General features: G+C 65.1%; 9 protein-coding genes and 1 pseudogene. 3 read left to right on the top strand and 7 right to left on the bottom strand.

The window, feature by feature from the left end; translation table 11 throughout:
• Window positions 1-14: 14 nt before the first annotated feature.
• Window positions 15-1,421, bottom strand: a complete 1,407-nt coding sequence (locus U0023_RS07265) for a sodium:proton antiporter (RefSeq protein WP_009762991.1) — start codon at window positions 1,419-1,421, stop codon at window positions 15-17.
• A gap of 175 nt (window positions 1,422-1,596) precedes the next feature.
• Between U0023_RS07265 and U0023_RS07260 the strand changes: the two genes are divergently transcribed.
• A complete protein-coding gene (locus tag U0023_RS07260; RefSeq protein ID WP_009762992.1) occupies window positions 1,597-2,385 on the top strand; it encodes a class II glutamine amidotransferase in 789 nt (262 codons plus the stop codon).
• A gap of 21 nt (window positions 2,386-2,406) precedes the next feature.
• On the opposite strand, the gene U0023_RS07255 is transcribed toward U0023_RS07260, so the two are convergent.
• From U0023_RS07255 to U0023_RS07245, 3 genes and pseudogenes are all read right to left on the bottom strand, one after another.
• Complete coding sequence (locus tag U0023_RS07255) at window positions 2,407-2,688, bottom strand: hypothetical protein (protein ID WP_009762993.1); 282 nt, start codon at window positions 2,686-2,688, stop codon at window positions 2,407-2,409.
• A gap of 92 nt (window positions 2,689-2,780) precedes the next feature.
• Window positions 2,781-3,489 (bottom strand): annotated as a pseudogene (locus tag U0023_RS07250) (glutathione S-transferase).
• A 153-nt stretch (window positions 3,490-3,642) separates the two neighbouring features.
• Window positions 3,643-5,961, bottom strand: coding sequence for a calcium-binding protein (locus U0023_RS07245; RefSeq protein WP_009762995.1), 2,319 nt, complete (start codon window positions 5,959-5,961; stop codon window positions 3,643-3,645).
• A 408-nt stretch (window positions 5,962-6,369) separates the two neighbouring features.
• Here U0023_RS07245 and U0023_RS07240 point away from each other — a divergent pair, with 408 nt between their 5' ends.
• Window positions 6,370-6,573, top strand: a complete 204-nt coding sequence (locus U0023_RS07240; RefSeq protein WP_040638646.1) for a hypothetical protein — start codon at window positions 6,370-6,372, stop codon at window positions 6,571-6,573.
• A gap of 430 nt (window positions 6,574-7,003) precedes the next feature.
• Here U0023_RS07240 and U0023_RS07235 read toward each other — a convergent pair whose 3' ends face one another.
• From U0023_RS07235 to U0023_RS07225, 3 genes are all read right to left on the bottom strand, one after another.
• Entirely contained in the window at window positions 7,004-7,510 is a 507-nt protein-coding gene (locus tag U0023_RS07235) for a GNAT family N-acetyltransferase (protein ID WP_009762997.1), read from the bottom strand.
• Between the two features lie 7 nt (window positions 7,511-7,517).
• Window positions 7,518-10,577: a DNA polymerase I gene (gene polA / locus U0023_RS07230; protein ID WP_009762998.1), complete on the bottom strand. Its 3,060-nt coding sequence runs from the start codon at window positions 10,575-10,577 to the stop codon at window positions 7,518-7,520.
• A 74-nt stretch (window positions 10,578-10,651) separates the two neighbouring features.
• On the bottom strand, window positions 10,652-11,860 hold the full coding sequence (locus U0023_RS07225; RefSeq protein WP_195904205.1) for an ROK family transcriptional regulator: 1,209 nt from the start codon (window positions 11,858-11,860) through the stop codon (window positions 10,652-10,654).
• Window positions 11,861-12,084: 224 nt separating this feature from the next.
• Here U0023_RS07225 and xylF point away from each other — a divergent pair, with 224 nt between their 5' ends.
• The gene (xylF, locus tag U0023_RS07220) at window positions 12,085-13,128 is read left to right on the top strand and encodes a D-xylose ABC transporter substrate-binding protein (RefSeq protein WP_009763000.1); all 1,044 of its coding nucleotides are present in this window, start codon (window positions 12,085-12,087) and stop codon (window positions 13,126-13,128) included.
• Window positions 13,129-13,221: the final 93 nt, after the last annotated feature.

The following is a 13,221-nucleotide window of genomic DNA, read 5'->3' as shown; positions in this document are numbered from 1 at the left end:
GATGGTGGTGAGGCTCATCCCCTGAAGAACAGCAGCGTCACGAGCAGGAAGGTCGGGATCAGGATCGCGCCCGACCAGAGCAGGTAACCGAAGAAGCTCGGCATCTTCACGCCGCCTTCGCGGGCAATCGCATAGACCATGAAGTTGGGCGCGTTGCCGATATAGGAGTTGGCGCCCATGAACACGGCGCCGGCCGAGATGGCGCTCAGCGTCAGTGCGCCGGTGGTCATCAGCGTCTGCGGATCGCCGCCGGCAAGCTCGAAGAACACCAGATAGGTCGGGGCATTGTCGAGGAACGAGGACAGGCCGCCCGAGAGCCAGAAATAGGCCGCGTTGTTGGCACTGCCGTCCGGATGGGTCACGAGGGCCACGAGCGGCGCGAAGGCGCCGTCCGCGCCGGCCTTCAGCATGGCGAGCACCGGAATGATCGCGATGAAGATTCCGGCGAAGAGTTTCGCCACCTCCTTGATCGGCCCCCAGGAGAAGCCGTTCTCGATCCGGTTGGCCTTCGGCGTCGTCTTGAGGGAGATGATCGTGACCACGATCATGATGAGGTCGCGCAGGGCGTTGGCGAGTTCGATCTCCACGCCGAGCAGGGTCACGCGGCCGAGATCGGTGGTGGCGCTCATGAGGATGGCCGCGATGACGATGAAGATCAGCAGGAAGTTCATGCCGCCCGTGACGCGCACCGGATTGTCGGGCGTCGGATCCGGGCGGACGCGACCTTCCTTCTTGTAGATCGCCAGATCGATCGCGAAGAAGACGACGAGCAGGAGAAGGCTGGCGAACAGCGTCTCCGGAAACAGATGCCTGGTGGTCCAGAAGAACTCGACGCCGCGCAGGAAGCCGAGGAAGAGCGGCGGATCGCCGAGCGGCGTGAGCGAGCCGCCGATGTTCGACACCAGGAAGATGAAGAACACGATCACATGGACGTTGTGCCGCCGGTCGTCGTTGGCGCGCATGATCGGCCGGATCATCACCATGGAGGCGCCCGTCGTGCCGATGAAGCTCGCGAGCACCGTGCCGATTCCCAGGAGTATCGCGTTGGTACCCGGCGCGCCATGAATGTTGCCGCGCACGAGGATGCCGCCTGCCACCGTGAACAGCGCCAGGAGCAGCAGGATGAACGGGATGTATTCCAGGAACGCCGTGTGGGCGAGGGCATGGATCGCCGCCACCGGGCCGAAGGCGAGCGCCATCGGGATCAGCACCATGAGGCCCCAGGCGGCCGCGATCTTGCCCTGGTGATGCTCCCAGAAATGCGGAGCCAGCAGGGGGAACAAGGCGATGGAGAGAAGGATTCCCGCGAAGGGCAGGGCCCAGGCCAAGCCGAGGCTCGCCCCGTCGAATTCCGCCGCGAAGGCTGCCTGAGGCAGGGCGATCAGCGCTGCAGCCGGCGCCAGGCTCGAGAGGCGAAGCATGCTGTCGAATTCCCCATGCCGGCCCGGCCGGCTTTTTATCGAATGATTGAGAATGCTTTTATGGGAATCGACAGGCTGTCGCAACGGCGTGCCTGTTAACCGGCTATTCACCATAAGTCAAAGATAGTACAACATCATTACAGGGGTCGCTGGGGTAAGGGGTTGCCGTCAAACCATGTGCCGCTTTCTCGCCTATAAGGGGGAGCCGATCTTCCTCGACGAACTCGTCTGCGCTCCGGCCCATTCGCTGGTTCATCAGTCGCTGCACGCGATCGAGGCCAAGACCGAGACGAACGGGGACGGCTTCGGCATTGGCTGGTACGGGGAGCGCAGCGAGCCGGGCATCTACCGAGAGGTCCGCCCGGCCTGGTCCGACGAGAATCTGAGGAGCCTGTGCGAGCAGGTGCGATCAAAGCTCTTCTTCGCCCATGTGCGCGCCTCCACGGGCACATCGACCACGCGGGCCAATTGCCATCCCTTTGCCCATGGCCGCTATCTCTTCATGCACAACGGCCAGATCGGCGGCTACGGACGCATCAAGCGGCGGCTGGAAGGGCTGATCCCGGACGAGCTCTACGACCGTCGCCTCGGCACCACGGATTCGGAGGCGATCTTCCTCCTCGCCCTCGCCAACGGGCTGCCCGAGGAGCCCGTGGTCGCCATGGCCAGGACCCTCAAGCAGGTCCGCGGCCTGATGAACGACGCCGGCATCGACGAGGCCCTGCGCTTCACCGCCGCCTTCACGGATGGCGAGAACCTCTGGGCCTATCGCTGGGCCTGCGATGCCAAGCCGCCGACCCTCTATTTCCGCGAGCTGGACGGCAACCTGCTGGTGGTTTCCGAGCCCATCGACGACAAGACCCGGGGCTGGCGCGAGGTGCCGAAGGGCTGCAGCCTCGTCGCCCGGGCCGGCAGCGTCACGGTCGAATGCCTGAACCAGGCCATGGGGCGCCTGGCCGCCTAAGGGCGGCGCTGGCACTCTTCCTCAATTCAAGCTGTCCGTCGGCCGCGCGATCAGGGACATCAGGGCGCCTTTCAGGGCTTCCATCTGAAGCTCCGTCTCCGTCCGGGACGATCCATCGTCCGGGCTCGCGAGGGATCTGAGCCGGGCATTCTCCGTGGCGAGCCGGTCGTTCTCGGCCATGAGGATCGCGATTTTCTCCTCGGCGATCCGAAGACGGGCCTGAAGCTCGTTCCGCTCCTGCTCGCGCAACTGCGCGCGGTCGCGCCAGAGCCGGATCGCAACGCCCTCGGTGTCGTCGTTCATGGTCTGCTCCTGATCTCCCGCCCAAAGTCGAGAGGCAGCGTGGAGGAATTGAGGCATGATCCCATCAGTCCTGCCGATCCTTAAAAAAGGAGTTAACCGTCGAGCTCGGGATAGTGGCGGTAGATGCCCTCCTGGTTGAAGGGAATGCGCCGAGGGCTGTCGAGATAGGCTTTGATCCGCGGCCGCCCGGCCACGGCGTCGTGCAGGGCGGCCACCCGCGGGACCTCCTTCAAGGCGCGCTGCGCGGCCCTGGGGAAGGCGTAGCTCAGCCCCTCCACGACCTGGAACAGGGATAGGTCCGCATAGGTCAGCGTGCGGCCGACGAGATGCGCATCGCCGGCGGGGTTGCGGGCGAGGATCGTCTCGAACCAGTTCAGGAACTTCGGAATCCGGCTTTCGCGGAATTCCTTGGAGCGCCGGCGCGCCTCGTCCTTCTGGTCCTCGTAATAGAGGCCGACCCCGACGGGATGGTGGGTGTCGTGCGCCTCGGCGACGAAATCCGCCAGGGTAAGCTGGATCTGGTGCGCCCAGAGGCCTCCGGCGGGATCCTGGGGGGCAAGGCCGTGCCGCGCCGAGATAGAGCAGGATGGCCGCACTCTGCCCGATGATCGTCTCGCCGTCCTTGAGAAAGGGTGGCGCAAAGGGCGGGTGTTCCGCGCGGTCCATCATCCGCATCATCGCCGCGACGCCCTCCGGTTCCCGGGCCACGTCCACATACTCGGCCCCGGCTTCCTCCAACGCCAGCCTGACGAATTCCCCACGCCCCTGGATGCTCGGCCAATAATAGAGTTCATAGGACATGCTGATCTTCCTGTGGTGCTCTGACACAAAGGGCGAAGGGTCCGGGACGGTTCCGCTCGATGCACCGCTGACCGCTGGGACGAAAAAAGGGCGTCCTGCGAACAGGACGCCCTTGCAGAACCGGTCCGGCCTAGGGGAAAGGCCAGGGCCGGTTTAGATCACGAAGAAGTCCTTGTGGGTCATCTTCAGCTTCGGCGAGAGCGTGGCGATCTTGATCTGCGCCGCGCCGCCGGTGCCGTCCGCATCGTAGTACAGGATGCCCTTCTTGCTGTCGTAGATGATCCGGTCGTCCGCGTCGTGCGCCTTTGAACCCTTGAAGAAGTGCTTGCTCGCCATCTGCTTGGGCTTCGTGAGCGTGCCGGACGGCGTGACCTTGAAGTACTTGTTCTCAAGGTAGATCGAATCGTCCGCGACGTTGAAGTCGACGATCCTGTCGACGTTCTTCGATTTGTGCGGCTTCGTGTCGAAGACGAAGATGTCGTTGCCCTTGCCGCCCGTGAGGACGTCGTTGCCGTCGCCGCCATGGATGCGGTCGTTGCCCGCCCCACTGTCCAGGATGTCGTTGCCCTTGCCGCCATAGAGGATGTTGGCGCCGTCGTTGCCGGTGAACACGTTGTTGCCGTCGTTGCCCGTCAGGGTGATGTTGACGGCGCCGACACCCGTGATGTTCTCGATGGCACCGAGGCGGGAGATGTCGTAGCTGACGGCAAGATAGACGGTATCGACGCCGGAGCCGTCGATGATCTGGTCGTTGACGTCGTCGATGTAGTAAGTGTCGTTGCCCGCGCCGCCGATCATCACGTCGGCCCCGGCACCGCCGATGAGCACATCGTCGCCGTCACCGCCTTCGAGCGTGTCGTTGCCGCCACCTCCGTTGAGGGTGTCGTTGCCGCCCATGCCGTAGAGCTTATTGGCGGCCTCGTTGCCCACGATGAGGTTGTTGGCGCTGTTGCCGATCAGGTCGATCGCATTCGCGCCGGTCGCGAACAGGTTCTCGAGATGGTCGGACAGCGTATAGGTCGCATCGGTGTAAACCGAGTCGGTCCCGCCGCCGGCGCCCTCGACGATCGTCGTGCCGGCCTTGACGAAGTACACGTCGTTGCCGGCGCCGCCCTGCAGCGTGCTTGCGGCGTTCCCGCCCGCGAGCGTATCGGCGAAGTTCGAGCCGATGACCCGCTCGAAGCTCGTGTAGGTGTCGCCCGCCGCGATGCCGGCCGTTCCCACGCCTGCCGCGAGATCGACCGCCACACCGCTGCCCGCAGCCTGGAAGGTCAGGGTGTCGATGCCGCCGCCGCCGTTGAAGTTGTCGCCGGGATGGTCCGACGGAGCGTAGATGTCGTTCTTCGACGTGCCCACGACGGCAACGGCCGTGGCACGGGCGTCGACGATCTTCGTTTCGATGCCGGAGCCGGATGTCGGATGAGAGGGATTTTCCCAGGAAACGGCCAAACGGCCATCGGCCATCTCGAAGACCGAAGGCGTGGTCTGAAGGCCCGCCTCGGCACTGACATTGATAGCCGGGCCCTGCTGGCCGTTCGCATCGACGACCTTGACCCAGATGTCGGGATTGCCGCTGGCCGTCGAGACATAGGCGACCGCATAGCCGCCGCTCCGGAGGGCAATCACGCTCACCTTGTCGCCTGCGCTGGGCAGCGCCGGGTTCTGGGCCGGGGAGAGCGCCACGGATCCGACCAAGGTGGCCGAGCCGTCAGCATTCGCCGTGTAGGTCTGGGCGATGATCGGCTCGAGCTGACCGGCATTGGTGACGACCACGAACTGGCCGGAAGGCTGCCCGTCCGCAGTCTTGAGAACAGCGACCTTGCTCTCGGTCGCGCCCGCGATGTCGGCGCCTGTTCCGACGATGCTGCCGTCGACGATGCGAACTGAACTGCCGGTGTCCGTCAGGAACGAAACGGCATATTTCGTTCCTCCGAGCCAGGTCACATCCGGGCGGCCGACGCCGCTGGCACCTGAGACGGAAATCGGGTTTCCAGCTGTGCCAGCCTGATCGAACAGAGAGAGGCGAACCGTATTCGTGCCGCCGACGTTCTCGATGTAGGCCGTGGCCCAGCCGCTCCCATTGGCGACCATCTGAGCGCCGTCGGATTGGACAGGAGCATCGAGGGACGTCGCTGCCCCATTCGGGCTGCCGTCGAAATTGAATTTCTGCGTCCGAAGGGTGCGCCCGGTCTGCGTTCTGACACCTTCGGTCCAGGTGATGGCGAAGCCCCCGTCGGCCGTGTAGCTGACGACATCGGAAAACTGCTGTGCCGTCCCGCTGGAAGCATCGACGAAGCTCTTTCCGGCGACCTTGGCGCCGGTCCCATCGTAAAGCTGGAACGCGATCTTCTCGTTCTCGCGCCACGTCACCACATAGCCGCCGTTCGGCAGCATGGTGAGCGAATCCCGATCGACACCGATCACCGAGGTGGTGTCCATGGGGCTCCAGATCTTGGGCGTAACGACGGCCATTATGTATTCTCCTGAAAGGCGAAGGCGCCAAATGATGAGAGATGGTGTGCACCGCCGAGCCTGAACTCGTCGGTGGCCACAGGCGTGATGAACCCGGCCTTGGCCGGATTCCATGAAAGCAAGAGTGAGCTTTGCCCTGTCGTGTCTTCGTTCAGACGCTGCTCTCTCGACCCGCAGCCGTTCAGGCTGCCGATTCATCGGAGCGAGTTACGTAACGCTATATTGGCCGGGATTCGGTCCCACAACTCTCCGTTCAGAGAGGTGCGACCGCAAGAGAAGACAGTCTCTCGTCTCGAAGCTCGCGCGGAGAGCCGCTAAGCGCTTGCCGCTGCATCAGGAAGTCCGTTTCCGGCCGCGAGGAGCAGAGGCTTCAGGGCCGACCTTGGCTGTGCGCTGTAGCACATTTTCGTGTCGTCGCTCGTGTTCCACTTCGTCATGGCCGCTCCGGACGTGATCCGGGGACCAGGCCCAATCATCCCCATTGTCCTTGCCGCCGCTCTGTCCTCATCTGAGGAGCAGCGCCGCGGCGGCTCGAAGGATCGTCCTAACAAGCGCGGGGATGACCTCTCCCACGTCATCACTGGCCTTGTGCCGGCCATCTCGATTGTGTGAAGCGCCGCGTCTTTCCGACCGGGACGGCCGGGACAGGCCCGGCCATGACGGGTGAGGGCGTGAGCAGCATGATGTTATGTTCTCACTTTGTTCTTGACAGGGGGATGAGCCTTGGCTATATCGTTGCACAGCCTGATCCGACGAGGGGCGCGCTTCGCGAGGCGTCGCACGGTGTGGGATCCGGCACGGTCCTGTCGGCCGGTCACGCAGCCGGCGGCAGGAGGCCCTTGGCAGCCCTGCGCTGGTCCAAGTCGAAACGCCTAAAAGAACCGTGCGCGAGGAGCCGTCGGGTTCTTCCTTTAGCTTACAACCGAGCCGGACGCCTTCTCGCGCCCTCCCTCGACTGACCTGCAGGCTCGCAGCGCAAGCGGCGGGCCCCAAGGTGCTGCTCTTTGACAGGAAACCATCGGCATGCGCCCGCCATGCGACGTCAAAGGTCGCTTCGCGCCAAGCGCTCCAACGCTTCTCCTTCCAGGCGCATATGCCTGTGACGAAGATCCCGCATCCCGATCCGTTCATAGAAGGCGATGGCGGTCCTGCCTTCCTCGACGAAAAGCTCGATCCGGATCCAGCCGCGTTCCAGGGCGATTCGGGCCACGCCCGCCATGAGCGCCCGCGCCGCCCCTGAGCGGCGCTCGTCCGGCACAACGTAGAGGGCGTGCACGATGCCCATCGGTTGGCCGCGCCATCCGGCATAACCACGAAAGAACGACACGAAGCCAATGGGCCTTCCATTGCGCTCGGCGATCAGGGCCTCGAAGAGCGGATCGGCCCCGAAGCCGTTGGCCTTGATGGCCTCCGCATTCGTCCAGGGTTCCTGACCGGGCAGATGATCCTCGATCAAGCCGGCGGTGAGGCGGAAAAGCGTCTCGGCATCCTCGGGGCCGGCCTTGCGGACGAGAACCGGGGATGCCGGCATATCGGTGGCTCTGGGCATGCGCGGCTCAATGCGCCTCGTCCCAGTTCTGCGCCGCGCGGGCTTCGACGGCGAGCGGAACTTTCAGCGATACGGCCGGGAACGGCGCTTCCGTCATGACGCGGGAGATCACCGGCAGCGTCGCATCGACCTCGTCGTCCGGGACCTCGAACACCAGTTCGTCGTGCACCTGCAGCAGCATGCGGGCGGAGAGGCGCTCGGCCTTCAACGCATCCTCCATGCGCACCATGGCGCGGCGGATGATGTCGGCGGCGGTGCCCTGGATCGGCGCGTTGATCGCCTGGCGCTCCACGCCCGCGCGCTCGGACGGGTTCGACGACTTGATCTGCGGGTAATGGCACACGCGCCCGAACAACGTGGTCACGTAGCCCTTTTCCTTACAGAACCGCTTCGTCTCGTCGATATAGGTGCGGATGCCGGGGAAGCGCTCGAAATACTGCTTGATGAAGGCGGAGGCTTCCTGGTTCGGGATGCCGAGGCGCGTGGCGAGGCCGAAGGCCGAGATGCCGTAGATGATGCCGAAATTGATGGTCTTCGCCTGACGGCGCAGATCGCCGGTCATCTGGTCGAGCGGCACGCCGAACATGGCCGAGGCCGTCGCCGCGTGAATGTCGATGCCTTGCGCGAACGCCTCCTGCAATTGCGGGATATCGGCGATGTGCGCGAGCAGCCGCAGCTCGATCTGGCTGTAATCGGCCGAGATGATCTTGTGGCCTTCCTGTGCCACGAAGGCCTTGCGGATCTTGCGGCCGGCTTCCGTGCGGATCGGGATGTTCTGCAGGTTCGGGTCGGACGAGGACAGGCGTCCCGTCGTCGTGGCGGCGAGCGAGAACGAGGTGTGCACCCGCTTGGTCTCGGGATGCATGTGCTCCTGCAGCGTATCCGTGTAGGTGGATTTCAGCTTGGAGAGCTGGCGCCATTCGAGGATCTTCGCGGGCAGCTCATGGCCGGCCTGCGCGAGCTCGTCGAGGAGCGTCGCGGGCGTGGCCCATTGGCCGGACGGCGTCTTCTTGGCGCCCGGCAGGCCCATCTTGCCGAAGAGAATATCGCCGATCTGCTTGGGCGAGCCGAGGGCGAACTTTTCGCCCGCCATCTCGTGGATCTCGTCCTCGAGCCGCGCGAGCGTCTGGGCGAAATCGCCCGACAGGCGGCTCAAGATCTGCCGGTCCACCATGATGCCGCGCATCTCCATGCGGGCGAGCGTGTCGACCATGGGACGCTCGAGCGTCTCGTACACCGTGGCGCGGTGCTCGGCGGCGAGCCGCGGCTTCAGGAGCTGCCACAGGCGCAAGGTGACGTCCGCGTCCTCCGCCGCATAGGCGGTGGCCTTGGAGATTTCGACCTTGTCGAAGGTGACCTTGTTCCGGCCGGTGCCCGCCACCTCGGAGAAGGTGATGGGCGAGTGGCCGAGATGGCGGCGCGAGAGCTCGTCCATGCCGTGCGAACCCTTGCCCGCATCGAGCACATAGGAGATCAGCATCGTGTCGTCGAAGGGATGCACCTCGATGCCGTGGCGCTTCAGCACGACCCAGTCGTATTTCAGGTTCTGGCCCACTTTAAGGACCGACGGGTCCTCCAGCAGCGGACGCAGGACATCGAGCGCTTCGGTGATCGGGATCTGGCCCTTCACGAGACCGCCGCCGAAGAGATCGGATTCGTCGCGGTGCTGGAGGGGCACGTAGCAGGCCTTGCCCGCTTCCAGCGCCAGGGAGAAGCCGACGAGATCGGCCCGGGTCGCGTCGAGGTCGCTGGTTTCCGTATCGACCGCGACGAAGCCCTGCTCGCGTCCCAGAGCGACCCATTCCTTCAATCGTTCCAGGCTCGTGACGGTCTCGTAAGCTGTCACGTCGAAGGGCACGGACGAGGCTTCCGTCGCGCGTTTGCCCGCGAGCTGCGACGGCGTGCCGATCCCGTCGACGGGCTTGCGCGGGCTTCCGGTCTCCGGCAGGTCGAGACCGGCGAAGGGATCGACCTCGCCCGCCCCGGGATCGCTCTTACCGAAGAACGGTACGGCGTCGTCGGTCGGCGCCGTCACGCCGGTGCCCGCGCCGTTGCGCTCCCACCGGATCGCCTCGCCGCCAGGCATGAGGCGCGGGTCGGGCGAGATGGCGGCCGGGTCCGCCTCGTAGAGTTCCGCCACGCGCCGGGTGAGCGTGCTGAACTCCATGGCCTTGAGAAAACCGATCAGCGTCTTCGGCTCGGGCTCAGGGACGCGCAGGTCGTCGAGGGGCACCGGAACCGGGGCCTCGCAATCGAGCGTCACGAGCTTCTTGGACAGGCGCGCCGATTCCGCGTTGTTGATGAGGGTCTCGCGGCGCTTGGGCTGCTTGATCTCGGGCGCGCGCTCCAGCAGGGTTTCGAGATCGCCGTATTCCTTGATCAGCTGGGCCGCGGTCTTCAGGCCGATGCCGGGAACGCCCGGCACGTTGTCCGAGGTGTCGCCCATGAGGGCCAACACGTCGCCGATCTTTTCCGGCGGAATGCCCTCCCACTTCTCGATGACGGCGGCCTCGTCCAGGTTGCGCTCGGGCCGATAGCCCGGCTTGCCCTTGGAGCCCGACTCGAAATCGTAGAAGCACACCTTCGGGCCCACGAGCTGCATCAGGTCCTTGTCGGACGAGATGATGAGCACGTCCGCCCCGCGGGCCTTGGCCTGCTGGGTGTAGGTCGCGATCAGGTCGTCGGCCTCGTAGCGCTGCAGCTCCACCGGCTCGAGCCCGAAGGCCCGGATCGCCTCGCGCATGATCGGCATCTGGACCTTCAGGTCCTCCGGCGCGTCCGGCCGGTGGCCCTTGTAATCCTCGTAGAGTTCCTTGCGGAACGAGCCCTCGGACTTGTCGAGCACGATCGCGAGATGCGTCGGCTTCAGGCCCGCCGCCCCGTCGCGCATGAACTGCAGGAGCTTGGACACGAAGAGCCGCACGGCTCCCGTCGGCATCCCGTCCGACGAGCGGGCATTGTACTTCTGGTCCTGGTTCATGGACTGAAAGTAGGCCCGGAAGATGAAGGAGGAGCCGTCGACGAGGAAGACGTGGTCGCCGGCTTGGACGGGACGGGAGGAGGCCATGGGTCTCTTTTGGTGAGAAATCGACCCGTTACAGATAGTGTTTTTGAGGGCTGATGGCTACGCCCGCGGCGGGTTTATGCAGCCTTGAGGCGGGCGAGGTCCAGGTCGAGTTCGCGCAGGGCCTGGATCACCACCCCTTCCGTCAGCAGGTCCATGGAGGATTCCACCACATGGATGGCGGCGAGCGCCCGCAGCTCGGGAATGGTCTGCGATTCGAGAGCGGCCTCGAAGGAGGGGCGCAGCAGGTCCATGGCCCGCGTGCCCGGGCCGCAGAGGACGATGTGGTCGGGTTCCAGCGTCTGGATCAGGATCCCGACCGCATCGCCGAGAACCTCGCCGGCGGCCTGGAAGAGATTGAGCAGGGCGGGATCGCCCGCCCGGGCCTGCTCGACGATGGATTCCATGGCGTCCTCGCCCGGCAGCAGCAGGGTCGGGGCGGGGCGATGGTCGATGAGCTGAGCATCCCGGTGCAGGGCGTAATCGGCGAGATAGGCCTCGATGCAGCCACGGCCGCCGCATCGGCATTGCGGGCCGCCCCGGCGCAGGCGCACATGGCCGAACTCGCTGCCGCCGAAGCGGGCGCCGCGATAGAGTTCTCCCTGGATGAGGAAGCCCAGGCCAACGCCGTCGCCGACCATCAGGCAGGCGGTGCGCCCGGATCGCAGGTCCGAGTTCCGCTGAGTGATGGCGAAGGCCATGGCGCTGGCGTCGTTCTCCATGAGGACGGGCAGGCCGAGCCTCTCCCCGAGGCCCGAGGCCAGGGGCAGGTCGCGGGTGCCGAGCACCGGGCTCCAGGCGACGATGCCGTCCCGCGTGTCCACATAGCCCTGGCAGGCGAGGCCGATGGCCTTCACGTCATGGGCGCCGGTCCCCTGGGCAAAGGCGGTGATCGTCTCCGCCAGCACGTCCATCAGCTCGTTCGCGCCGAGATTGCGCAGGGGGCGTTCGATGTGGCGGCTGGCCCGGTTGCGCCCCGCGCTGTCGACGAGCCGCAGCTCGATGCGGTTGAAGCCGGTCCAGACGCCGATCACCGAACCGAGGGTTTCGGCAAAATAGAGACGAGTCTTGGGCCGTCCGCGAATCAGCCCCGAGGCCTGATCGGCCGTCTCTTCCGCGACCAGGATCCCCTCGTCGAGGAGGCTCGCCGTCAGTTCGGACACGGAGGCCGGGCTCATGCCGAGATGCTGGCCGATCTCGACCCGGGCCATGGGGCCTTCCCGGCGCAGGGCATCGAGCAGGCGCCGCCGGGCCGTTTCACGGGGAGAGAGGGGGATCAGGGGCATCGCGGTCATTTGTTCGATATACGAATAAAACAATTCCAAAGTGAATGGATATCAGACGAAAAGATGAGCTTAGGGGTGCTTGAAGGTCCCAATGGCTGAGATAATTATTTCCCCGCTCGAACTATAAAGCATGGCAGAGCGAGCCTCATCGTCGATCCAGCCGGACCGACAGCCTGCCATGAGCCACGGACCTGCAAGGGAACGCAAGGTCCAGGAGGAAGCCGATGCTATCGAAGAAACACGCCCTGATCAGCCTTGCCGCCCTGGCTCTGTCCGCCACCGCCGCCTTCGCCCAGAAGGGGCCCGTCGTCGGCGTCAGCTGGTCGAATTTCCAGGAAGAGCGTTGGAAGACGGACGAAGCCGCCATCAAGGCCGCCGTCGAGAAGGCCGGCGGCACCTATGTGTCGGCGGATGCGCAATCCTCGCCCGCCAAGCAGCTCACCGACATCGAGAGCCTCATCTCCCGCGGCGCCAAGGCGCTGATCGTGCTGGCGCAGGATTCGGATGCCGTGCGCCCGGCCGTCGAGAAGGCCATCGCGGAAGGCATCGCGGTGGTCGGCTATGACCGCCTCATCGAAATCCCGCAGGCCTTCTATCTCACCTTCGACAACGTCGAGGTCGGCCGTCTCCAGGCCCGCGAAGTGCTGAAAGTAAAGCCCGAGGGCAACTATGCCTTCATCAAGGGCTCGGGCTCGGATCCGAACGCCAACTTCCTGTTCCAGGGTTCGATGGAAGTGCTGAAGCCCGCCATCGATGCCGGCAAGATCAAGAACGTGGGCGAGGCCTACACGGACGGCTGGCTCCCGGCCAACGCGCAGCGGAACATGGAGCAGTTCCTCACCAAGAACAACAACAAGATCGATGCGGTGATCGCCGCCAACGACGGCACCGCCGGCGGCGCCATCGCGGCTCTCGCGGCGCAGGGCCTGGCCGGCTCGGTGCCGGTTTCCGGTCAGGACGCCGACAAGGCGGCTCTCAACCGGGTCGCGCTCGGCACGCAGACCGTGACGGTCTTCAAGGATGCCCGTGAACTCGGCCGCAACGCGGCAGAAATCGCCGTGCAGCTCGCAGGCGGCAAGAAGCTGAGCGAGATCCAGGGCGCGAAGCCGTGGAACCTCGGCCCTAAGAAGCAGAACATGACGGCTCTCTTCCTCACCCCCGTGGCGATCACGAAGGACAATCTCGACGTGGTCATCAAGGCCGGCTGGGCTTCCAAGGAGGTGGTCTGCCAGGGCGTGAAGGCAGGCACCGTGAAGGCCTGCGATTAAGGTCGGCAATTGGAAAGAGCCGTCTCCGCGTCATTCCCGGCCGGAGGCGGCGAAGCCGCTGGAGGGGAAGGGGATCCATGCGCGATAGCCTAT

The organism is Microvirga lotononidis, assembly GCF_034627025.1.
Lineage (GTDB): Bacteria > Pseudomonadota > Alphaproteobacteria > Rhizobiales > Beijerinckiaceae > Microvirga > Microvirga lotononidis.
The sequence above is the reverse complement of the archived record's forward strand: the minus strand, read 5'-3'. Positions and strand labels throughout refer to the sequence as shown.